Raw genomic sequence first — 20,418 nt, forward strand, 5'->3', positions numbered from 1 at the left:
ACCCGGCCTGCCGGCGTTAACGCGCCGCCGACAATTCGAACTGGAACACCGCGCCGCGCTCGGCGCGTTCCACCAGCCGGATCTCGCTTTGATGCAGTTGCAGGATGCGCTGCACGATCACCAGCCCCAAACCGCCGCCGTCGCGCGGCCCGCGGCTCAACGCGGAAGCCCGGGTGAACAAGCCGGCGCGCAGTTCGGGCGGAATGCCCTTGCCCGAATCGCTGACCTGCACCTGCACCCGGCTTTGCGCCACCCCTAGCTGCAGTTCGATCCGGCCCCCCGGCGGACTGTGCCGGATGGCGTTGTCCAGCAGGTTCGTCAGGACGCGTTCGATCAGTCCCAGGTCTGCGCGCACCAGCGGCAAGGCCTGGGGAATATCGGTCGTCAACTGCTGATGACGCGCCTCAGCGGCCAGTTCGAACTTCTGCAGCACGTCCTGCACCAGTTCCGGCAACGAGAACGTTTCGGGCTCCAGCCGCACCAGGCCGGACTCCAGCCGCGCCAGTTCGAACAATTCCTGCGCCAGCCTCCCTACCTTGCGGCTTTGCGCCAACGCGATGTCCAGATAGCGGCGGCGCTCGCTGGCGTCCAGCGTGTCGTCTTTCAGGCGTAGCGTTTCCAGATAGCCATGCAGGGACGTCAGCGGCGTGCGCAGATCGTGCGAGATATTGGCGACCAGGTCGCGCCGCTGCTGGTCCTGCCGCGTCAACTCGCGCCATTGGTCGGAAATCCGGCGGCCCATCTGCACGAAGCTGCGCCGCAGCACCGATATCTCGTCGCCGCTCTTGTCCGAGGCGTCGCCGGGGCGCTCCAGCGCAGCCAGCGCCTGGCCGTCGTCGCCATCAAAGGCCCGCACGGCGCGCGTCAGGCCGCGCAGCGGCCGCGTGATCAAGGCAAACGCCGTCAGGCCCGCCACCAGCCCCAGCAGCGCCACCAGCGCGATCGACCAAAGCGTCGTGCGCAACACTGAACTGCGCGACACCGACATCGCCAGCGCATCGTGCGCCTGCCCCTGCAGCACCACGTAGACATAGCCCTTGTCTTGCCCCGCGACCCGTACGGGCGCGGCGCTGAACACCTTTTGCGCCTCCGCGTTGCGCGGGTCGTCGCCCACGATGGGCAGCATCCCCCCGTCCAGCAGCCGCTTGACGGGCGCCAGGTCCACGCGGTCCCGCTTGATCTGCCCTGCCGGCGCCGCGTCGCCTACGATGCGGCCATCGTTCGACAGCAGATAGACCTCGACCGCGGGGTTCACCGCCATCAGCATGTCGAACAGCGAACGCACGGCGTCCGGCTTCCACCCGTTGGTGTCCATCAGTTCGGTCGTGCCGGCGATATGTTGCGCCAGCCCGCTGGACAGGCGCTGCACGACTTCCTGCTCGTAGCGCGAATTGGCGGCGATCTGCAGCCAGGCCGACGCGCCGCAACTGGCCAGCAGCAACAGCGCGAAAACGCCGGACAGGCGTTGGGTCAGGGTAAAGCGTTTCATGTCGCGGCTCCCGTGCCGCCCGGCGCCGCCGCGAATTTGTAACCCCTGCCCCATACGGTCAGGATGCGCTGCGGGTTGGACGGGTCGGCTTCGATCTTGGTGCGCAGCCGATTGATGTGCGTGTTCACGGTGTGTTCGTAGCCTTCGTGCTGATACCCCCAGACGTGGTTCAGCAGGTCCATCCGTGAAAAGACCTTGTCGGGATGGCGCGCGAAGAAATGCAGCAGGTCGAATTCGCGTGGCGTCAGGTCCAGGCGGCGTTCGTCCACATCCACCGTACGCGCGATCGGGTCGATGGACACCCCATGCACGGCCAGGCTGCCGGCGTCGATGCGCGCGTTGCGCTCCACCGCGTCGCTGCGGCGCAGCAGCGCCCGCACCCGCGCCACCAGTTCCAGCATGGAAAACGGCTTGGCCAGGTAATCGTCTGCGCCCAGTTCCAGGCCCAGGATGCGGTGCACTTCGCTGGACCGGGCGCTGGTGATGATGATGGGCGTGTAGCGGGCCATGGCGCGCGCGCGCTTGCAGATTTCCAGGCCGTCGATGCCGGGCAGCATCAAGTCCAGGACCAGCGCGTCCCAACTGCCCTCTTCCAGCCGCCGCATGCCTTCGTTGCCGTCGGCGGCATGTTCCACCGCATAGCCTTCGTCGCGCAGATGCAGGCGCAGCAATTCGGCGATGTGGGCGTCGTCTTCAACTATCAGCACGCGTCGGGGCGTTTCCATGGGGGGCTCGGACCAATTTAGTACTGCCATTGTCGCCAATACGCAGGCAGGCAGTTATCACAAATATTTTAAGTTTGCGTGAGGACTCCGATATCGGCCCCGGGGAAAAATGGCTTCAACGACAGAACGCCCCGGAGACCCGCCATGATGGCAAGCCCCGCAAGTCACGATACACCGGCCGCCCCCCGCCCGGCCGGCGTCATCCACCCCGGATGGCTGCGGGTGATGCACTGGATCAACGCGCTGGCCGTGGTGATCATGGTGATGAGCGGTTGGCGCGTCTATAACGCCGCGCCGTTCTTCGACTTCACCTTCCCGAACGACATCACGCTGGGCGGCTGGCTGGGCGGTGCCCTGCAATGGCATTTTGCCGGCATGTGGCTGCTGTTCGCCAACGGCCTGCTTTACCTGGCGCTGAACGTGGCCACGGGCCGCCTGTGGCGCAAGTTCTTCCCCGTCAGCCCCCGCGGCGTCGCCGCCGACCTGGGCGCCGCCCTGCGCGGCAAGCTCTCCCACGACGATCTGCGCCACTACAACCAGGTGCAGAAACTGGCCTACCTGTTCGTCATGGCCGACATCGTCGTCCTGGTGCTGTCCGGGCTGGTGCTGTGGAAGTCGGTGCAATTCGATCTGCTGCGCGAACTGATGGGCGGCTACGAATTCGCGCGCCGCATCCATTTCTTTGCCATGGCGCTGCTGGTCGCGTTCGTGGCGGTCCATCTGGTGATGGTGGCGCTGGTTCCGCGCAGCCTCGTCGCCATGATCCGCGGCAAATAAGGAGCCCTTCGTGAGCCAGAAAAGACGCTTGTCGCTGCTGGGCCTGGATGGCCCGGCCATCCTGAAAGAAGCCAGGAACCTCTTGGCCAAACGGGTCGAGCAGCCATCCCGCCGCACGTTCCTGCGCAACAGCCTGACGCTGGGCGGACTGGCGATGCTGTCGGGCTGCTCGCTATCCGACGACGAGAACGTGGAAAAGGCGCTGGCCTCCGTGTCCCGGTTCAACGACCAGGTGCAAGGCTGGATCTTCGACCCCAACAAACTGGCGCCGACGTATCCCGAATCGATGATCACCCGGCCCTTCCCGTTCAACGCCTATTACGGCATCGACGAAGTCCGCCACGTCGAAGAAGCGTCGTTCCGGCTGGAAGTCACCGGCATGGTGGCCGACAAGCGCCAATGGCGCCTGGAGGAACTGCGCGCCATGCCCCAGATCGACCAGGTCACGCGGCACATCTGCGTGGAAGGCTGGAGCGCCATCGGTAAATGGGGTGGCGTGCCGTTTTCCATGTTCTTGAAGCGCGTGGGCGCCGACCTGACGGCGAAGTACGTGGGCTTCAAGTGCTCGGACGACTACTACACCAGCATCGATATGCCGACGGCCCTGCACCCGCAGACCATCCTGGCGCTGACCTATGACGGCAAGACGCTGCCACCCGAATACGGCTTTCCCATGAAGCTGCGCATGCCCACCAAGCTTGGCTACAAGAATCCCAAGCACATCCGGGCGATTTTCGTCACCAACACCTACCCAGGCGGTTACTGGGAGGACCAGGGCTACAACTGGTTCGGCGGAAGCTAGGTGGAAATCCTGTCTATCCACATGCTTTACCCCCTCCATCAAAGGAACACATCATGAAGACACTCACCACCGCCGCTTTCTCCCTGTGCCTGGCCTTTGGCGCCGTGGCCGCCCACGCCGCCGACACCATGGGCAAGGACAATATGGCCAAGGACTCGATGTCCAAGGACAGCATGTCGAAAGACGGGATGTCCAAGGGGGGCATGTCGAAAGACGGCATGGCCAAGGATGGCATGGCGAAGGACGGCATGGCCAAGGACGGGATGTCCAAAGGCGGCATGGCGAAAGACGGCATGTCGCATGACGGGATGAAGAAGGACGGCATGTCCAAGGACGGCATGTCGAAAGACGGCATGTCCAAGGGCGGCATGGCCAACGACAGCATGAAGAAGTAAGCCCTCGCGGCTGCCAGCCCCGCTTCGCTCGCCGGCAAGCGGGGTTGGCCGCCCCCAAACCTCCCCCGGAACGGAGCCACGCCATGACATTGAATCGCAGACATTTCCTGAGCCTGAGCGGCGTTGCGGCCTTGGGTGCCGGCCTGGCCCCATTGCTGGCCGCGCGCAGCGCGCCCCCCGCCGCCTCGTTTCCCTACGCCTTGACTGACGCGCAATGGCGCGCCCGCCTGACGCCTGCGCAGTTCGACGTGCTGCGCCGCGAAGGCACCGAACGCCCCTACACCAGCCCGCTGAACGACGAGCACCGCAAGGGAACGTTCGCTTGCGCAGGTTGCGAGCAGCGGCTGTTTTCTTCAAGCACCAAATTCGACAGCGGCACCGGCTGGCCCAGTTTCTGGCAGCCCCTGGACGCCGCCGTCGGTGAAACCCGCGACAGTAGCTTCGGCATGGTCCGCACCGCGGTCCACTGCGCCAACTGCGGCGGCCACCTGGGCCACGTCTTCGACGACGGCCCCCGCCCGACCGGCTTGCGCTATTGCATGAACGGGGTCGCCATGACCTTCGCCCCCCAAGCCTGACCCCAGACCGCCCCCATCAGGACCCCACACCATGAACATTCCGTTCCGCAAGCTCTGCGCCACCCTGGCAGCCGCCTCCGGCCTGCTGGCCGCGGGCGCCTCCCAGGCCGCCGAATCCGCCTTCATCATTCCGCCGCCCGCCGTCGACCAGGCGAAAGACACGGCCGCGCAGGAAAAGGCCGTTATGGCCGGCGGCTGCTTCTGGGGTGTGCAAGCCGTGTTCCAGCACGTGAAGGGCGTGACCAACGCCGTATCCGGCTACGCCGGGGGCAAGGCAAGCACGGCCAATTACGATACCGTCAGCAGCGGGCGCACCGGCCACGCCGAAGCCGTCGAAATCACTTACGACCCCAAGCAGGTCAGTTACGGCGAACTGCTGCAGATTTATTTCTCGGTGGCACACGACCCGACACAATTGAACCGCCAAGGCCCCGACAGCGGCACGCAGTACCGTTCCACCGTCTTCCCGTCCAACGACAGCCAGCGTAAGGTGGCCGAGGCCTACATCGCGCAGTTGAACCAGACGGGCGTGTACCCCAAGGCGCTGGCGACCACGGTGGAACCGCTCCAGGCCTTCTATCCGGCCGAGGGCTATCACCAGGACTACCTGGTGCGCCATCCGTACAGCATGTACATCATGGTGAACGACGTCCCCAAGGTCGAGAACCTGGCCAAGACCTTCCCCGACCGCTACCGCGACAAGCCGGTGCTGGTGAATTGAAGGCGGAACAGCGACGAGCGCGCCGAAGCGATTCCGCCCAGCCGCGATGCGGAGATCGCCGTTGCAGCCCCTCGTCGCACAGACTGCGAATCAGCCCGGCCCGTCACTCGCTGCGGCCAGCAGGGGCAAGACGATGTCGCTGATCGGCGTCGGGATGCCATGCGCCCGGCCGCGACGCGAAATGACGCCGTTTCGGATATCCCATTCGAGTGGCCGGCCGGCCTCGCGGTCCGTCAGGATGGATGTGCTCAAGTCGGCGGAAGCGGCTTGAAACTTGGCGAGGATTTCCTGCGGAACCTCGTCGCCCAGTTTGGCTCCCTCGGCGCGCGCCACCGCCAGGCATTCTCGCAAGTACGCCAGAGCGAGCGCGGCAATGTCGGGCCGGACAAACATGCCGGCGCGGCGATGTGTGAGGGCCATGAGACCGGCCACCGCGTTCTGCAGCAGCTTGCGCCAAGCCACGGACGGGAAGTCCGCGGTGATATCCACGGCGCACCGAGTACCCTGGAGCCCCTCGGCTACCACGCGAGATGCGGGCATGTCGGGCAGGCTCAGGCGCGCGTCCCCCCGCAAGCGCACCGAGCCGTCGGCTTGAGCCTGCGCAGGAAACCACACGACAGCCGGGACGATCCTCGCACGCGGCGCGTGCTTCGCGACTCCTTCCAACTGTTCGACGCCGTTCTGCAGCACGCACACGACGGTATCCGGACGGCACAATGCCGCGAGCCATCCTGATGCGGTCTCGGTCTGCGTCGCCTTGACCGCGAGAAAAACGAGATCCATCTTGCGATCGATCAGGCCGGGTTCAGTCTGCACGGGCCCCGGAACGACGACGCGGCGATCGCCATCCTGCAGTGTCACCTGATCGCGGGGCGTGCGGCCGCACAACAGGTGCGAGCGGCCGACCTCGTGCAGCGCGGCGGCAACCGTGGTGCCGATGGCGCCCGGGCCCACGATGGCAATGGCGGTATCTGTTGCGGTATGCATGGGTTAGGTTCCTTATTGGCGCGCGGCGCACTCAGCCAGGTAACCGGCCGCTGTCACGACGGACCGTGCCCCGCCGTCTGCGATAATGCGCCAGGCGCGGCGCCCGGCAATCATCCACGGCCCGGCAACCGTGCCAGGCACTCCCGAATGCGGACTGCGGTTCTCGATGCTGGTGGAATCTGGATTCACGTCGAAAATTATCGAAAGCGTCGAGTATTGCGTGGCGCACCGGCCTTCGCTCTCGATCATGAGCTGACTAATACAACAAGACCAAATGAAAGCAAGAGCATTATGCATCGCGTCGCTAGGCGTCGCGTTGCTGACTCAAACATCGCCGTCCTTCGCGCAAGATATCAATGGGAAGACCCTCTTCACACAGCGATGCGCGATGTGCCACGGAGCAGATCTCAAAGGGACCGGGCCATTGGCCAAGAAGAGCAATCCTCCCACGCCCGACCTGACAACCGCCGCTTTCAAAAAACGGCTCCATGATTATCCCGGCGTCATCGTTTCCTCGGTGATACTTCGCCCAAACGGGGACCTGATCCCAAGAACGTTGCGAGAGAATGGCGTCAAGCTGGCGCCGCATTCGTGGACGGTTCAGGATTTTCGCGATTTGAACAAACACATGAGCGGCGTGATTTCAAAAAGCCGATGATATTGCGGCGAAAAGCCGCTACGTAGACGGTTCGATCGAAGCGCATCGCGGCGTCCAGGACGGGGTCAGTTGCTGTTGATCCAGTCCTGCGTGTCCTGGACGAACCAGGGAAGGTTCAATCGTTCCCCCTCTCCGGACTGTATGGTCAACCGCTGCCCCGACGAACCCGGGGTGCCTTGCGCCCCCTGCGTGGTGGAAGAGGACCGGCTCCGGTAGTCCATATCGGTTTGCTTGGGCGGATTGTCCGCACAAGCGGCCATCGACGCGCATGCGACGGCAATAAGGACTGGCCGTAGTATTGAACGAAGGGTATTCATGATGTTCTGGTTCCTGCTGGCGGCACAGGCCGGCGTGCCGGGCAATCAAGGCCTCTACTGCGTACCTTACTCGCAATACGAGGCTCCGTCAGCGCCGCGCGCCCTGCCATCGCCATCCCCTGCTTCCGATACTTCCCGCCCTACTTGTCCACCGACCGCATGTCGCAGGTGGTCTCGGCAGAGGCACAGACGCCCCGGAACCAGGCCCGCCCCCGCGTGCGGTCCTTGGGAGCAAGCGGCTCCCAATTTTCACTGAAATCCAACGCGTAATCCAGCAGCAGCCAGTCGCCCTGGCAGGCGACGATGCCCAGCAATTCGGCTCTGTCGGTCAGCCAGTCGCTACCCAGATCGAGCAGCCGCTCACTGCCAACGTCCGGGCGGGCGTATCCCCGCGCCGACTGGATACCGACCTGCGCGTCCGCCGCTTCGATCCAGCCCTCGCCGCGATACACGGGTCGCGGCCGGCTCTCGTCGTTACCGGTCATCGCGTCGCTGGCGCTTTTGATCCTGAGCCAGCCGTCGCGCGCCTCGGTCACGTCGAACGTGACGGGGTAGTAGTCGATATCGGGGTCTGGGTCATCGCCCTCGGTGGTCGGCAGCCCGCCCAACACATCTGCGTTGATGGATGGCGCCGCGTACACCCGGATCACCGGTTTCTGGCTGCTTGTCCAGGCCGAAAAATGGCATGCCGTCGGGCCCGCCGGCGTCCACGCCGCCGCGTTGGAAGTCGCTTGGGCGCTAAGCGCGGGCGACAGGGTCAGCGTGGAGAGCACCAGGAGCATTCGTCGAACAATCATTGGTTGGATCAGGTCGTCGCGTTCAAGCCTCGGGGTCGGCAAAAGCGTAGCACGGCAAACCGCGGCGGTTTTCGCCTGGCCGCGCGGCGGCGCCCGCAAGCCCCGGACCTTCGATAGTTGTATTCTCTCGGCCGTAGCAATCATTCGCAAGGGAGCGCACGTGCATTGCCAAACCTGTGGGGCTGCGCATCGCGGCCGCAGTCGTCTTTGCGACGAATGCCAAAGAACGCTGTCTGGCCTGTCCACCCCCAAACCGGTTCCGGCGCCCGCTGGCGGCTTGAATGCCGATCCGGACCCCGTCGCTGCGCCGGGCTATCAACAGCCGCTGACCGACGAAGGCGGCTGGAATCGGCCGGTGCTCGTTCGAACCGACGTCATCCCCATTGCCCTGGGCGGCCGCTCCCTGCAGCGAGGTTGGCTCACGGCGGTGGGCGCGGTGGGTCTGTTGGCGACGATTGGCGAAATGGCTTTCAAATGGGGCTTTTGGTGGTTCTGGCTGGTCATTCCAAGCGGATTCGCGTTCTTTATCGGTTATCGCTTGATTCGAAAAGGATTTGTCCGGTTTGCGGATCTGATCAACATCGAGGCCGATCAGTCCGGGCGGGTCTACCTCACCACCTTGCGCGGAGACTGCCCGGTATGTAACGGGGAGGTCAAGCTCAAGGATGTCGGCCCCAAGGGGTACGGCAAGACCGTCATCCAATGCACGGCGGACTCGGCCCATCAATGGGAATTCGACCCCACTCGCCTGGATAAGCTCTAGGCGCCAGCCACCGGCCGCATGCGGTTATGCCAAAATTGTCCTGCAAGCCGTCAGGGCGCCAGGAATTCCCGCGAGCGCCGGGCTACAGTACACCGGCTCCGGCCTCCCAATCGTGGGGGCCGCACGCAAATGAATTCAGGAGAACTCCCGCAGTGAACGACACCCGCATACCCGAGACTGGCCAACCCGAAGACCGAAAGGAACAAGAGGCCAGGCTTTGGCGCGATGACGGCTGGACGGCCCGGATCATCAAGAACGAGGACGACGACGGCTGGGCCGTTGAAATGACCTTGGACGGACAAGCCGAGCCGGCCCTGGTAGGCCCGTGGACCATGGGCCGCGACAAGAAGAACCCCAAGCCGCTCGACTCCCCCGCCTTCTTCACCTTGGTCAAGACCGCCAACGAAGTCCTGCGCCGCCACGAACAGCAATTGCATGCGACGCTGCACAAAAGCGTGAAGATCGACGCCGCCGCCGGCCGCCTGACCATCAAGCTGGATATCGTTCCCGACGAGGACGAACCCTATGCCGTGCTGAGCGCCTACGATGAATTCGGCGAGCAACTGGCCGAAACGCATGTTGCGCCGACCTACAAGCTAAGCGTCCAGCGTGCCTCGGAGTGGGCCAGCGGCGGTTTCGGCAAGCACGGCTGACACACCGGCATCAAGCGGGGGCCTGGGCGGCGGCAGATTTTTTTCGACCCTCTCAAGGAGATAGTCCATGCCAAAGTTCGTTACGATCGGATATGGCGACCAAGCGGGATACGACCGCACCCCGGTCGCCCTTCGCGATGCCGCCCATGCGCATGACGCCACCCTGCGCAAAGACGGCGCGCTGATGGGCATTGCCGGCCCGCCCGTGCAGGTGCGCAATCCCGAAGCTGCCGGGGTTGAAACGATAGACGAGCCCTTCCTGAGATCGCCCTTGCCGGTGGCTGGCTTTGCCATCATCGAAGCCGCCGATCTGGCCGAGGCGATAGACCGGGTGTCGCGAACCCCCTGCGCGATCGCCCACGGCGTCGTTGAAGTCTGGCCGCTGGAACAGCCGTAGCGCTTCAGGCTTGCGCCGCCTGCGCGCGCAACCACTGCGCCACCGCCTGGACGGGCGCTGAGGGCGGACGATCGGCGTACATGGCCAGATGATAGGTGTGCCCGTCGATCACGGGCCCGAACGGCTGCACCAGATGGCCCGCTTCCAGTTCGTCGGCGATCAACGCCAGGCTGACCAATGCGATGCCGTGACCGGCGACGGCCGCTTGAATGGCATGGCCTTCGTCGGAAAAGCGCAGTTGGCTCGCTTCGGGCGGCTGGGGCCGCTGCGCGACCGTGAACCACCGCTCCCAGGTAGGATTCTCCGGCTGAGGCCGCTTCCAGTCGAAGCGGATCAATGGCACGCGAGCCAGATCTTCCGCCGACCCGATGCCCAGACGCGGATTGGCCACGGGCGCAAAGCGGTCCGTGAACAAAGGCTCGGCGACCAGGCCGGGATACGGTCCCCGGCCATAGCGAATCGCGATGTCGACCGCCGTCGATCGCAGGTCGACGAGGTCGTCGCTTGCCTGCAGCTGCAAGTCGATGCCGGGATGCCGGCTGCGGAAATCGCTCATGCGCGGCACCAGCCACTTCACGGTAAAGGCGTTCGTCGCCGAGATGCTCACCTGACTGCGCGTCCGCTGTTGCATCAGCCGCGCCAGCGTCGTCTCGAACGCATCGAACCCGTCGCGCAGCACCGGGTATAGCTGCGTCCCCGCGTCGCTCAGCGACACTTTACGCACTTGACGGTCAAACAGAACCAGCCCGGTCTGCGCCTCCAGCGCACGGATCTGGTGACTGACGGCGGTCGGCGTCACCGCCAGCTCGTTGGCGGCGGCCTTGAAACTGCCCAGGCGCGCGGCGGCCTCAAATGCCCGGAGCGCAGAGAGTGGAAGAAATCGGCGTGGCATGGCGAGGCACCTGCTCATAGATGAGTTATTTTCTTCTTATAGCTGACAAATGAACCTTTGTCACAGGCCCCGTGAATTCCTACATTAGCTGCACGGATCGGCGATTTACCGCCAGGTCTTCCAACCAGCCATAAGTGAAGGAATTCGCACCATGCTAGAACGTGTCATCACCCAGCCCGACCATTACGCGCCCTTCCTGCTCTCGCAGGGCATCCGCTTCGGGGACCTGCTCTTCATTTCCGGCCAAGCGGGCGCCGACGACGACGGCAAGATCGTCGAAGGCGGCTTTCTTGCCCAAGGCGAACAAGCTTTCTCAAATTTGCGCCGCGCGCTGGAGGCCGGCGGCTCCAGCCTGAAGGACGTCATCAAGGTCACCATCTTCGTGACGGACATGGGGCATTTCCAGGACGTGGTGACCCTGCGCCGCCGCTTTTTTTCGGCCCCCTACCCGGCCGACACGATTGCCGAGATCAAGGCGCTTTACGACCCCGCCGCGATGATCGAAATCGAGGCGATCGCGGCCGTGCGCCAACCGGAGGACCGCTGAGATGAGCACGCAAATTGATCGTCCGGGGGGCGATGCGCAGACCGCGCAGGCCAGATTGTTCGCGCCGCTGCGGCTGGGAACGGAACTTGAGTTGTCCAACCGCCTGGCCGTGGCGCCCATGACCCGGGTCAGCGCCACGGCGGATGGACGCGCCACGGCGCTGATGGTGGATTACTACGAAGCCTTCGCGGCGGGCGGCTTCGGCCTGGTGATTACCGAAGGCATCTACACGGACCAAGCCTTTGCGCAAGGCTACCTGTTCCAGCCCGGCCTGGCCAACGACGCGCAACGCGACGCGTGGCGGACCGTGGTGGACCGGGTGCATAGGCACGGCGGCCGGATCATCGCGCAACTCATGCATGCGGGCGCGCTGTCGCAAGGCAATCCCCATCGCTTTGCGACGAGGGGGCCCTCGGCCGTGCAGCCGGCGGGACAGCAGATGGCTTTCTATCGGGGCGAAGGACCTTACCGGATGCCTGAAGCCATGTCGGCCGATGACATCGCCGACACCATCGAAGGCTTTGCGCAAGCGGCGCGCAGGGCCCAAGAAGCCGGCTTCGACGGCGTCGAAATACACGGCGCCAACGGGTATCTGCTGGACCAGTTCCTCACGGCCCATACCAACCTGCGCAACGACTGTTACGGCGGCAGCCTGGACAATCGCCTGCGTTTGACGGTGGAGGTCATCCAGGCGGTCCGGCGGTCGACGTCGGCGCATTTCGTGGTGGGCGTACGCGCCTCGCAAGGCAAGGTCAACGACTTCGCGCACAAGTGGGCGGGTGGCGAGGCCGATGCGGCTCAGATCTTCGGCACGCTCGGCGCGCAGCCTATCGACTACCTGCACACCACCGAGTTCGAGGCCTGGCGCCCCGCCTTCGGCAAGGCCGGCCCCAGTCTTGCCGCGCTGGCGCGGCGCCACGCGCCGGTGCCGGTGCTGGCCAACGGGTCGCTGCATGATGCGGGGCAGGCGGACGGGATGATCGCCAGGCAAGAGGCGGACTTTGTCTCGCTTGGCCGTGGCGCGCTTACGCATGCCGATTGGCCGGCACGGCTGCGCGCCGGGCAAGCGCATGAATCATTCGACCGGGGGTTGCTGGCGCCGATCGCTGACCTTGCCAATGCGCTTGGGCACCGCGCCGGGCGGCCGGTGCCGGCCTGACGCGTCATTCCCCACGTGCCCGAAGGCGCCTGCGACGGCAGGCCGCTTGCGGCGCATGGTGGGGAAAAGGCCCTCGCCGGAGGGCGCCGTTGACGTAAACTCGGTAGCCGGTGCCCCCTCCTCCCGACCGACATGTTCCAACTACGGCAACTGAAAATTTTCGTCGCGGCAGCCGAGACGTTGAGCTTTACGCAAGCCGCCAAACGGGTCCACCTGTCGCAACCCAGCGTTACCGAACAGGTGCAAGCGCTTGAGCAGAGCGTCGGACACCCGCTGTTCATCCGCCAAAACAACCGCCTGCGGCTGACCGCCGCCGGAGAAAGGTTGGCCAGCCGTGCGCGCGAGTTGCTCGCGATGGCCGACGATACCCTCCGAGAGGCTCGCGATGACGCCGGCGACCAAGGCGGCACGATCCGTGTCGCCGCACCGCAAACCTTGTGCACCTGTCTGCTGCTCCCCCAGCTGCTCCGTTTTGCCGATTCGCATCCTGGAACACAGGTGTCGATCCAGGAAAGAAACTCCTTTGCGACGGCTCAGGCCGTGCTCGGCGGAACGGCCGACTTCGGCGTGGTGCATGGCTGGCCGGCGAACGACGCCAACCTCCACGCCGACATCCTCGCGCGCGACATGCCGGTCGTCGTGATGCCCTTGGGCCATCCGCTCAACCAGGCTTCCGGCATCAGGCCCGACGCGCTGGCCGCATTCCCCCTGATCGCCACCATGGAGGGCTGCCGCTATCGCGAGTATCTGGACGCCCTGGTGCAGGAATCCTCCGTGCGCCCCCGCATCCGCGCCGAAGCCGACAGCGTGCCGGCGTTGATGCGGATGGTGTCCGCGGGCCTCGGCGTATCGATTCTGCCCAGCATGGCCGTGGACGCCGACGCAACGGGGGCACGCGTCGAATGGCGCCCGTTGTCCACGCTGGGCGACGGTCTTCCCATCTGCCTGCTCACGTCGGCAAGAGCGCCCGCCCGACACGTGGCGGCATTTATCGACGTGATTCGCCTTGCCGCCACGCGATCAGACGAGTCGATGCCCGCCGTCGACATGAAGCACCGTGCCGGTCGTGTAGCCATTGCCAAGTAGGAAGACGATGGCATCGGCGATATCGTCGCCGGTACCGATCCTGCCGACCGGAAGCCGTTCGGCCATCGATGCCAACAGTTGGTCGCTGTCCGAACCGGCCACGTCATTCCAGATCGGCGTGCGTACCCAGCCCGGCGACACGGCATTGATCCGCAACGGCGCCAGCTCGACGGCCATGGCGCGCACCGCCCCTTCAAGCGCTGCATTGATCGCCGCCACGGCGACGCCCTTTGGTCTTGGCCGGTAGGCGGCAATACCGGAAGTCAGCGTGATCGAGCCGTGGGCCGGCATCCGCCGCGCGCCATGTTTAGCCAGCAGGATAGGCGCGACGACCTTCGAATGGAGGGCGCGGTCCAGCGCGTCCAGCTCGAGCTGCGGCAGCAACTCGTATGCGCCGCGGATGTCGGCCGCGGTGCAGACCAGATGATCCACGGCCCCGGCGCGCTCGAATAATTGCTGCACCGCTTCTTCCCTCGTTACGTCCGCTTGATGCAGATGCAGTTGGCCGAACGGGCGCAGCTGTTCGCTCGCCGCGTCGAGCTTGTCGCGTGACCGGCCCACGATCAGAACCTCGCACTGCATCCGCATCAACTGCGCGCAAACGGCCAAGCCCATGCCCGAATTGCCGCCAACGACCATGATCCGTTGTCCTGCCAGACTGTTACCCATGCCCATCCTCCTGAAAAACCACGTGGTAGGTGAGCAATGTTGGCGCGGCCCCCTATCGGGCGCCAGCAGGAATGCCTGATAGCCGCATCGGTCTTTCCGATGCGGCCTCTGCGATGCGGCGACTTGCGCAAATGCTCGAGGCCATGACGACAGTTCTAGCGGTGCTGGCGGAATTCGCAGTCTGACTTGCGCGGTTCAAGCATCTGCCAGCACACGGCCCCGCTATTTCGGGTAGGCCGCGGACATCGCTTTGAGTTGCGCGCAGGTCTTTTCCTTGTCCGCCGCGCTCAGCCCTCCCAGTTGTCCGCGGGCCTTCGTGTATGACTGCGAGAAGGCGGTGTCGAAGTCCGTGGCGGTCATGCCATGGGCGCCCGCCGCGGTCTTTTGCTGTTGCTTCATCTGTTCGAGCTGCGCGGCCGTATAGGCATTGCAATACTCGGCGGCGGCGTGCATCTGGCCGCTCAACGCAGCCATGTTCGGCATCTGCCCCGGCGCGGCCTGCTGCGCGAGGGCGGCGCCGCTGCTCAAAGTCAACGCGGCAGCCATCAGGATGGCCTTACGGCTACGGGAAACAACGGCGTGGGCTTGCTTGAAAATCGGCAATTCAGGTCTCCAATGCGTTAAACGGATCAGGTCTGCGGAAATCAGGTTGCGTGCCGCCCGGCCACGATGGCTACCCGGCGACGTTGCTGCCGACGCAGCGCAGGCAATATGCCTGATTCGCTGTTAGCCGCTCATGAATCTATGTAACCATAAGCATCGGAAGCCATCCGTCATGACGCCAGAACCTTCTTCATTGAAGGTGCGGGATGCAGCAGATAGTGCTCTCGCTCGTAGAACGCAACGGCATCCGGCCGCGCGTCAAGAAACACGGCCGTCATTCCGCGCGCACGCGCATCGCTTTCGGCATATTCCATCAAGGCACGGCCAGCGCCGCTACCCCGCACCGCAGCGTCGACGACAAGGTCATCGACATGCAAATGCGCCCCACGTGCCAAGGTGTGGACGGGCCGCATGCCCAGCACGCCGATGATCTTGCCGTCCCGAAAGGCTGCCACCAATTCATAGCCCGAATAGGATTGGCGGCGAACCCGCGCCATGAACTCCCCCTCGTCCAGCGATCGGAGTTGCGCGATGGCGGGGTATGCGTCGCCATCCTGATTGTGCATGAGTCCCGCCGCGGCGTGCCAATCAAAGGTGATCAAGTTTCAGCCGGGTCGCCAGATAATCGACGAAAGCGCGCACCTTGGCAGGCGGGAGCCTGTTCTCCTGCCAGAGCGCGTGGACGGGCACCGGCTTGGGCTCGAACGCCTCAAGGATGATCTCCACCTGCCCCGTATCCAACAGGTGCCTGATCTGCCACATCGGCGAATAGCCGATGCCAAGCCCGGCGCTTACCGCGGAATAAATCGCCGCCATCGTATTGGTGCGGAAGGGCCCGCGGACCCCGATATTGCGCGGCTTTCCCGCGATCTGAAACGCCCATTGGCCCGGACGCTGATCGACGGTCCTGACGATGCAGGCGTGCTGGCGCAATTCCGAAGGATGCGTGGGGCGGCCATGCTGTTCGAAATAGGACCGCGCGCCAAATACGACCCTGCGCAGCGCCCCGAGCCGTTTGCCCTGCAAGCCGGAATCGGGCAGGTCGGCAATACGCACGACCAGATCGAGGCCGTCGCCGGAAAGGTCGACAAAGGCATCCGTCAGTTGCAGATCCACGTCGACCTGCGGATATGCCCGCATGTATTCCGCGATGACCGGTACCAGGTAATCAGGGCCGAACAGGATCGGGGCCCCCACGCGCAATGTGCCTGACGGCGCCGTCCGGCGATCGGCGACTTCAAGCCGGGCCTCGCCTATTTCCTGCAACGCCGGCTTTACCCGCCGAAAAAAAATCTCGCCGGCTTCGCTCAATGAGGAATGCCGCGTGCTGCGGTGGACCAGTTGGACGCCGACCTCCTCTTCCAACGTTGCAAGCGAGCGGCTGACGGCCTGCAGGGTGCGATCCAGGCGGCGAGCCGCCTGCGTCAGGCTCCCCGCTTCTGCGATATGAATGAAGGCTTCAAGGTCTTCGAGGCGGCTCATACTTATCTCGCATATCGTGATTCAGCTTCATTTTTTATAGGCATTGTTCCACTAATGCTGAGAATTTACACTGCTTTCACTCATTCACCGGTATCAAGGAGAGGCCAGTGGGAAGCACTCAACCGCTCGTTTTGGTCGTCGGCGCGACAGGCAAATTCGCAGGCCTGGTCGTTCCTGAATTGCGGCAGCGCAACGCTGCGGTCCGCGCCCTTGTCCGCAACGAGGCAGGCGCGGCTGTCGCCCGCTTGCGGGGCGCGACAGAGATCGCCATGGGAGACCTCCGCGATCGCGACAGCCTTGCCGAGGCAACGCGGGGCGTGGACGGCGTCTTCCACATCGGCCCCGCGTTTGCTTCCGACGAAGCGGCAATGGGTGTCGCCCTGGTCGACGCAGCGCAGCGAAGCGGTGTGAAGAAGTTCGTCTTTTCATCGGTCATCCAGCCCACGAACACGCGGCTGGCGAATCACGCCAGCAAGATACCGGTAGAGGATGCCCTTTACGCATCGCGGCTGGAATACACGATCCTGCATCCTGCGAATTTCATGCAGAACATTGGTTTGGCCTGGCCGTCCATCCGCGACCACTCCTGCTTCGGCGAACCCTTTCCCAAGGACACAAGGGTCGCCCGTGTGGACTATCGCGATGTAGCGGAAGTTGCCGCCATCGCGCTGACCGAAGACAGGCTGGCCTACGCGGCGCTGGAGCTGTGCGCCGGCATGTTCAGCCGCATGGACATCGTGGCGGCCTTGTCGGAAGCGTTGGGATACCCGATCGTGGCGACCGAGCCCGGTTTCGACGAATGGGCAGCGAATGCCCGCCTGCCCTATCGCGGCGACTCGTTGCTATTGCTGTCAAAAGTGCTCGACCACTACCAGGCGTATGGGCTGGGGGGAAACAGTCTTGCGTTGAGGGCCGCGCTGGAACGGGAACCGCGCTCGCTGCGCGACTACATCAACGACCTGGCCGCCGACAACAAATGAAGAAATTCCCGCAAGCCTATGCCCGCTTCCTGATGCCGCTGGTTCTGTCGGTTTTCATGTCGGCCCTCGTTTCAGCGGTGGCCACCGCCACGAGCGTCGGCTGGGGCCCCGATTTTGCCAGCCGCTGGCCAAGCGCCTGGGGCGCCTCCTGGATCGTGGCGTTTCCAAGCCTCTTGTTCTTGTTGCCCGTCGTGCGCCGGATTGTCGCTTGGATGGTGGTCCAGCCGTAGCCCCGTCAGCCGCCCGGCCAGGCGAGCATTGCGGCGTCGATGATCAGGTTGAGTTTCTCCGCGGATGCGCCGTCGCGGGCCTGAATGGAGAGCCCTTCAAGCACGGTGGTGTAGAAGGCGGCAAGCTGGTGGACGTCGGCTGAAGCCCGGAGGTCGCCTTCCGCAATGCCCCGCGCCAGGCGATCCCTGAGCACCGCTTCTCCCTCCGACCGGTTGCCGGCAAGGAACGCACGGACGCTCTCGTTCTCGGGCGCCCCCAGCAGCGATGACAACACGATCATGCAACCGCGCGGCCCGTCGGCAACGGCATAGGCTCGCGCGTTCGACCGCAACATGGTCTCAACGGCCTCGCGGGCGGTGCTGGCTTCGCTAAGGCTCTCGGACGTCGCCCGCCCTTCGAGGCGGTCGTAGAGTTCGACTGCCTCCCGAAAAATCTCTTCCTTGCAACCAAAGGTTGAATAGAGGCTGGGCTTGTTGACGCCCATGGCGCCGACAAGGTCCTGCACCGATGTCCCTTCGTAGCCTTGCGCCCAGAAGGTTCGCATGGCCGCAAGCAACGCCGAGTCTCTGTCAAACGCTCTCGGACGCCCGATTTTCACAGCAGGCGCTGATTCTTGTTTCTTGCCAGCATTCACGATTCAATCATCCGTAGACCCGCTACCCCTACCCCGATCAATCCCAGGAACAACAGCTTGGCCCATGACATGTGTTCGCCCAGCACCAAGGTTCCGAAGACCGCCACGCCAAAGGCGCCGATCCCCACCCAAATGGCATAAGCGGTGCCCACTGGCAGATCCTTCAAGGCCAGGCCGAGCAGGACAAGGCTTAGCATGGCAACACTGACACCGATCACGCTCGGCCAAAATCTCGTCAATCCGTCTGCCTGTTTAAGCGCCAGCGCCCAGACGATTTCAAGCACGCCGGCCAGAACCAATAGTCCCCAAGCCATTTGAATCCTCACTCGATGTTAACTGCGATGGCGTCGAGCCCCACCCGCGGCTCTCGCGGCGGTGCTACGCCGAGAAGCCGCCATCAATGGCGAGCGACGCGCCAGTGATGAATCGGCTCTCGGGGCCCGCCAGGTATCCGACGGCGGCTGCGATCTCGTCGGCCTGGGCATAGCGCTTGATCGCCATGAGCGCCAACTCCCCGGAGACGGCCGGGCCGTCAGCGGGATTCATATCTGTGTCTGTCGACCCGGGATCGACGATGTTGACCGTGATGCCGCGGCTGCCGACTTCGCGCGCAAGGCCCTTGGTGAACCCGATAAGCGCGGATTTGCTCATCGCATAAAGCGTCACGCCCCCATAAGGCACCCGCGCGGCAAAGCAGGAGCCGATGGAGATAATGCGCCCGCCGGATCCCATGTGGGCCAACGCGGCCTGCGAGGCCACGAAGACCGCCTTGGCGTGAATCGCCAACGTGTCGTCGATCTCTTCGAGCGTGGCGTCCTCGATGGGGCCCGAGGGAAATACACCCGCGCTATTGACCAGGATGTCCAGCCCACCCAGTTCGCGGGCGGTCTGCGCGACGGCCGCGCGAACGGCGGCCGGATCACGGCTATCCGCCTTGATGGCCAAGACCTTGGCATCGGTCGTACCCAGTCCATGGAAGAGGTCTTTTGCCGCCTGGTCAGAGTTGGCGTACGTGAAAGCCACGGCCGCTCCCCGTTGTGCCAGCCGCCGGACGATGGCCGCCCCGATGCCCCGCGTACCCCCGGTGACGAGGGCAACCTTACCTTGGAATTCCATGTCGACAGCTCCTTTTATACCGATCGGTTAAAAAAGGCTACGCGACCTGAAGTTCCACGTCAAGGGATAGTTGAACGAGCCCCTGGGAGGCCCTTCTGGAACGGTCGTGGGAGTGAAGGCGTTGGCAAATTCACACTGATGGTCCAGGCAGAAAACGAAAAAGCAGCCTCTTGAGACAGAACAGCGTGATGAATGCGACATCGCGCCTGGCGTAGCGCCCGTGCGCGTGTGCATTGCCGCCATCCACGCGGTTGATGCGCACGCCCTTCCCTTTTCGACATGGCGCGCGCAATGGGAAACCGCCCAGGCCGTCAGGGCTGGGCGGTTTTCGTTTCCGACGAGACGAAGCCGGAATCAGTGACCCGTGGAGTCGCCCTGGCGGCTGGCTTCGAACAGGAACCAGGTGCGCCGTTCGGTTTCGTCGATCCAGTTCTCGATCAGGCTCGAACTGGCGATGTCGCGGTGTTCGTCGGTGATGTTGTGGGCTTCGCGCAGCGCCGCCGCCAGCACTTTGTTGTCTTCGCGCAGCTCAGCCAGCATGTCCAGCGGCTGCACGTAGTCGGCGTCGTTGTCCGAAATCCGTTGCATGCGCGAGATATGCCCGATCGAACGCAGCGTCGTGCCGCCGATCTTGCGGATGCGTTCCGCAATGGGGTCGGTCATGGCGAACAGCTGATCGCCTTGTTCATCAAGCAGCAGGTGGTAATCGCGGAAGTGCGGGCCGCTTACGTGCCAGTGGAAATTCTTGGTTTTCAGATACAGCGCGAACACGTCGGCCAGTAGCTGGTTCAGCGCGGCGGAGATGTCGCGGGTGGCAGCAGCCGCCAGGTCGGTAGGCGTTGCCAGCGGAAGTTTGCGCCGCTCTTTGAGCGTCTTGATGGTCTTCTCATTCAGTTTCTTGGCCATGAAATGCCGCTCCTTGGAATGATAGAAAGTACGCAGTCTCGGCATGGGCTACGC

General features: G+C 64.2%; 28 protein-coding genes. 14 read left to right on the forward strand and 14 right to left on the reverse strand.

Annotated elements, in window-relative coordinates:
* Positions 1–16 precede the first annotated feature (16 nt).
* Together HG262_RS06965 and HG262_RS06970 are read right to left on the reverse strand one after the other, a co-directional pair.
* Entirely contained in the window at positions 17–1,489 is a 1,473-nt protein-coding gene (locus tag HG262_RS06965) for a HAMP domain-containing sensor histidine kinase (RefSeq protein ID WP_169270319.1), read from the reverse strand.
* Positions 1,486–2,214: a response regulator transcription factor gene (locus HG262_RS06970; protein WP_169270320.1), complete on the reverse strand. Its 729-nt coding sequence runs from the start codon at positions 2,212–2,214 to the stop codon at positions 1,486–1,488. The genes HG262_RS06965 and HG262_RS06970 overlap by 4 nt, the downstream gene beginning before the upstream one ends.
* A gap of 144 nt (positions 2,215–2,358) precedes the next feature.
* On the opposite strand from HG262_RS06970, the gene HG262_RS06975 reads away from it, so the two are divergent.
* The 5 genes from HG262_RS06975 (at position 2,359) to msrA (ending at position 5,487) form a co-directional block, all read left to right on the forward strand.
* A complete protein-coding gene (locus tag HG262_RS06975; protein ID WP_169270321.1) occupies positions 2,359–2,991 on the forward strand; it encodes a cytochrome b/b6 domain-containing protein in 633 nt (210 codons plus the stop codon).
* Between the two features lie 10 nt (positions 2,992–3,001).
* Entirely contained in the window at positions 3,002–3,793 is a 792-nt protein-coding gene (locus HG262_RS06980) for a molybdopterin-dependent oxidoreductase (protein WP_169270322.1), read from the forward strand.
* Between the two features lie 53 nt (positions 3,794–3,846).
* Positions 3,847–4,188, forward strand: coding sequence for a pentapeptide MXKDX repeat protein (locus HG262_RS06985; protein WP_169270323.1), 342 nt, complete (start codon positions 3,847–3,849; stop codon positions 4,186–4,188).
* 83 nt (positions 4,189–4,271) lie between these two features.
* Complete coding sequence (msrB, locus tag HG262_RS06990; protein WP_169270324.1) at positions 4,272–4,766, forward strand: peptide-methionine (R)-S-oxide reductase MsrB; 495 nt, start codon at positions 4,272–4,274, stop codon at positions 4,764–4,766.
* Between the two features lie 31 nt (positions 4,767–4,797).
* Positions 4,798–5,487, forward strand: a complete 690-nt coding sequence (msrA, locus tag HG262_RS06995) for a peptide-methionine (S)-S-oxide reductase MsrA (protein WP_169270325.1) — start codon at positions 4,798–4,800, stop codon at positions 5,485–5,487.
* 90 nt (positions 5,488–5,577) lie between these two features.
* Here the strand turns inward: msrA and HG262_RS07000 are convergent, their stop codons facing one another.
* Positions 5,578–6,474 (reverse strand): oxidoreductase, encoded by an 897-nt coding sequence (locus HG262_RS07000; protein ID WP_169270326.1) that lies wholly within the window; start codon positions 6,472–6,474, stop codon positions 5,578–5,580.
* Positions 6,475–6,748: 274 nt separating this feature from the next.
* On the opposite strand from HG262_RS07000, the gene HG262_RS07005 reads away from it, so the two are divergent.
* On the forward strand, positions 6,749–7,132 hold the full coding sequence (locus tag HG262_RS07005; RefSeq protein WP_169270327.1) for a cytochrome c: 384 nt from the start codon (positions 6,749–6,751) through the stop codon (positions 7,130–7,132).
* 65 nt (positions 7,133–7,197) lie between these two features.
* On the opposite strand, the gene HG262_RS30960 is transcribed toward HG262_RS07005, so the two are convergent.
* Both HG262_RS30960 and HG262_RS07010 read right to left on the reverse strand, forming a co-directional pair.
* Complete coding sequence (locus HG262_RS30960) at positions 7,198–7,449, reverse strand: hypothetical protein (protein ID WP_248293265.1); 252 nt, start codon at positions 7,447–7,449, stop codon at positions 7,198–7,200.
* Positions 7,450–7,589: 140 nt separating this feature from the next.
* Positions 7,590–8,231: a hypothetical protein gene (locus HG262_RS07010; RefSeq protein WP_169270328.1), complete on the reverse strand. Its 642-nt coding sequence runs from the start codon at positions 8,229–8,231 to the stop codon at positions 7,590–7,592.
* A gap of 292 nt (positions 8,232–8,523) precedes the next feature.
* Between HG262_RS07010 and HG262_RS07015 the strand changes: the two genes are divergently transcribed.
* The 3 genes from HG262_RS07015 (at position 8,524) to HG262_RS07025 (ending at position 10,059) form a co-directional block, all read left to right on the forward strand.
* A complete protein-coding gene (locus tag HG262_RS07015) occupies positions 8,524–9,009 on the forward strand; it encodes a hypothetical protein (protein WP_169270329.1) in 486 nt (161 codons plus the stop codon).
* Between the two features lie 152 nt (positions 9,010–9,161).
* On the forward strand, positions 9,162–9,662 hold the full coding sequence (locus HG262_RS07020) for a hypothetical protein (RefSeq protein WP_169270330.1): 501 nt from the start codon (positions 9,162–9,164) through the stop codon (positions 9,660–9,662).
* 67 nt (positions 9,663–9,729) lie between these two features.
* Positions 9,730–10,059: a YciI family protein gene (locus HG262_RS07025; protein ID WP_169270331.1), complete on the forward strand. Its 330-nt coding sequence runs from the start codon at positions 9,730–9,732 to the stop codon at positions 10,057–10,059.
* A 4-nt stretch (positions 10,060–10,063) separates the two neighbouring features.
* On the opposite strand, the gene HG262_RS07030 is transcribed toward HG262_RS07025, so the two are convergent.
* Complete coding sequence (locus HG262_RS07030) at positions 10,064–10,951, reverse strand: LysR substrate-binding domain-containing protein (protein ID WP_169270332.1); 888 nt, start codon at positions 10,949–10,951, stop codon at positions 10,064–10,066.
* Between the two features lie 151 nt (positions 10,952–11,102).
* On the opposite strand from HG262_RS07030, the gene HG262_RS07035 reads away from it, so the two are divergent.
* The 3 genes from HG262_RS07035 to HG262_RS07045 all read left to right on the forward strand — a co-directional run bounded on the left by HG262_RS07035 (position 11,103) and on the right by HG262_RS07045 (position 13,743).
* Positions 11,103–11,498 (forward strand): RidA family protein, encoded by a 396-nt coding sequence (locus tag HG262_RS07035; protein WP_169270333.1) that lies wholly within the window; start codon positions 11,103–11,105, stop codon positions 11,496–11,498.
* A gap of 1 nt (position 11,499) precedes the next feature.
* Positions 11,500–12,657, forward strand: a complete 1,158-nt coding sequence (locus HG262_RS07040; RefSeq protein WP_169270334.1) for an NADH:flavin oxidoreductase — start codon at positions 11,500–11,502, stop codon at positions 12,655–12,657.
* A 132-nt stretch (positions 12,658–12,789) separates the two neighbouring features.
* A complete protein-coding gene (locus HG262_RS07045) occupies positions 12,790–13,743 on the forward strand; it encodes a LysR family transcriptional regulator (protein ID WP_169270335.1) in 954 nt (317 codons plus the stop codon).
* Here HG262_RS07045 and HG262_RS07050 read toward each other — a convergent pair.
* The 4 genes from HG262_RS07050 to HG262_RS07065 form a co-directional block, all read right to left on the reverse strand.
* Positions 13,678–14,412, reverse strand: a complete 735-nt coding sequence (locus tag HG262_RS07050; protein WP_169270336.1) for an SDR family oxidoreductase — start codon at positions 14,410–14,412, stop codon at positions 13,678–13,680. The two genes, HG262_RS07045 and HG262_RS07050, sit on opposite strands and share 66 nt — an antisense overlap.
* Positions 14,413–14,634: 222 nt before the next feature.
* Complete coding sequence (locus HG262_RS07055) at positions 14,635–15,015, reverse strand: hypothetical protein (RefSeq protein ID WP_248293266.1); 381 nt, start codon at positions 15,013–15,015, stop codon at positions 14,635–14,637.
* 170 nt (positions 15,016–15,185) lie between these two features.
* Positions 15,186–15,617, reverse strand: coding sequence for a GNAT family N-acetyltransferase (locus HG262_RS07060; protein ID WP_248293267.1), 432 nt, complete (start codon positions 15,615–15,617; stop codon positions 15,186–15,188).
* On the reverse strand, positions 15,604–16,497 hold the full coding sequence (locus HG262_RS07065; RefSeq protein WP_169270337.1) for a LysR family transcriptional regulator: 894 nt from the start codon (positions 16,495–16,497) through the stop codon (positions 15,604–15,606). The genes HG262_RS07060 and HG262_RS07065 overlap by 14 nt, the downstream gene beginning before the upstream one ends.
* Positions 16,498–16,604: 107 nt before the next feature.
* On the opposite strand from HG262_RS07065, the gene HG262_RS07070 reads away from it, so the two are divergent.
* Both HG262_RS07070 and HG262_RS07075 read left to right on the forward strand, forming a co-directional pair.
* Positions 16,605–17,477, forward strand: a complete 873-nt coding sequence (locus HG262_RS07070) for an NmrA/HSCARG family protein (RefSeq protein WP_169270338.1) — start codon at positions 16,605–16,607, stop codon at positions 17,475–17,477.
* Entirely contained in the window at positions 17,474–17,707 is a 234-nt protein-coding gene (locus HG262_RS07075; protein WP_169270339.1) for a DUF2798 domain-containing protein, read from the forward strand. The genes HG262_RS07070 and HG262_RS07075 overlap by 4 nt, the downstream gene beginning before the upstream one ends.
* Before the next feature lie 5 nt (positions 17,708–17,712).
* Here HG262_RS07075 and HG262_RS07080 read toward each other — a convergent pair whose 3' ends face one another.
* The 4 genes from HG262_RS07080 to HG262_RS07095 form a co-directional block, all read right to left on the reverse strand.
* Positions 17,713–18,252 (reverse strand): TetR/AcrR family transcriptional regulator, encoded by a 540-nt coding sequence (locus HG262_RS07080; RefSeq protein ID WP_169270381.1) that lies wholly within the window; start codon positions 18,250–18,252, stop codon positions 17,713–17,715.
* A gap of 86 nt (positions 18,253–18,338) precedes the next feature.
* Positions 18,339–18,656 carry a multidrug efflux SMR transporter gene (locus HG262_RS07085; protein ID WP_169270340.1) on the reverse strand — a complete coding sequence of 106 codons (318 nt, stop codon included), beginning with the start codon at positions 18,654–18,656 and terminating at the stop codon, positions 18,339–18,341.
* Positions 18,657–18,720: 64 nt separating this feature from the next.
* Entirely contained in the window at positions 18,721–19,458 is a 738-nt protein-coding gene (locus HG262_RS07090; protein ID WP_169270341.1) for a 3-oxoacyl-ACP reductase family protein, read from the reverse strand.
* Positions 19,459–19,812: 354 nt separating this feature from the next.
* A complete protein-coding gene (locus HG262_RS07095; protein WP_169270342.1) occupies positions 19,813–20,364 on the reverse strand; it encodes a DNA starvation/stationary phase protection protein in 552 nt (183 codons plus the stop codon).
* Between the last annotated feature and the right edge of the window lie 54 nt (positions 20,365–20,418).

Source organism: Achromobacter sp. Bel (assembly GCF_012928505.1).
In the GTDB taxonomy this organism is placed as follows: domain Bacteria; phylum Pseudomonadota; class Gammaproteobacteria; order Burkholderiales; family Burkholderiaceae_B; genus Achromobacter.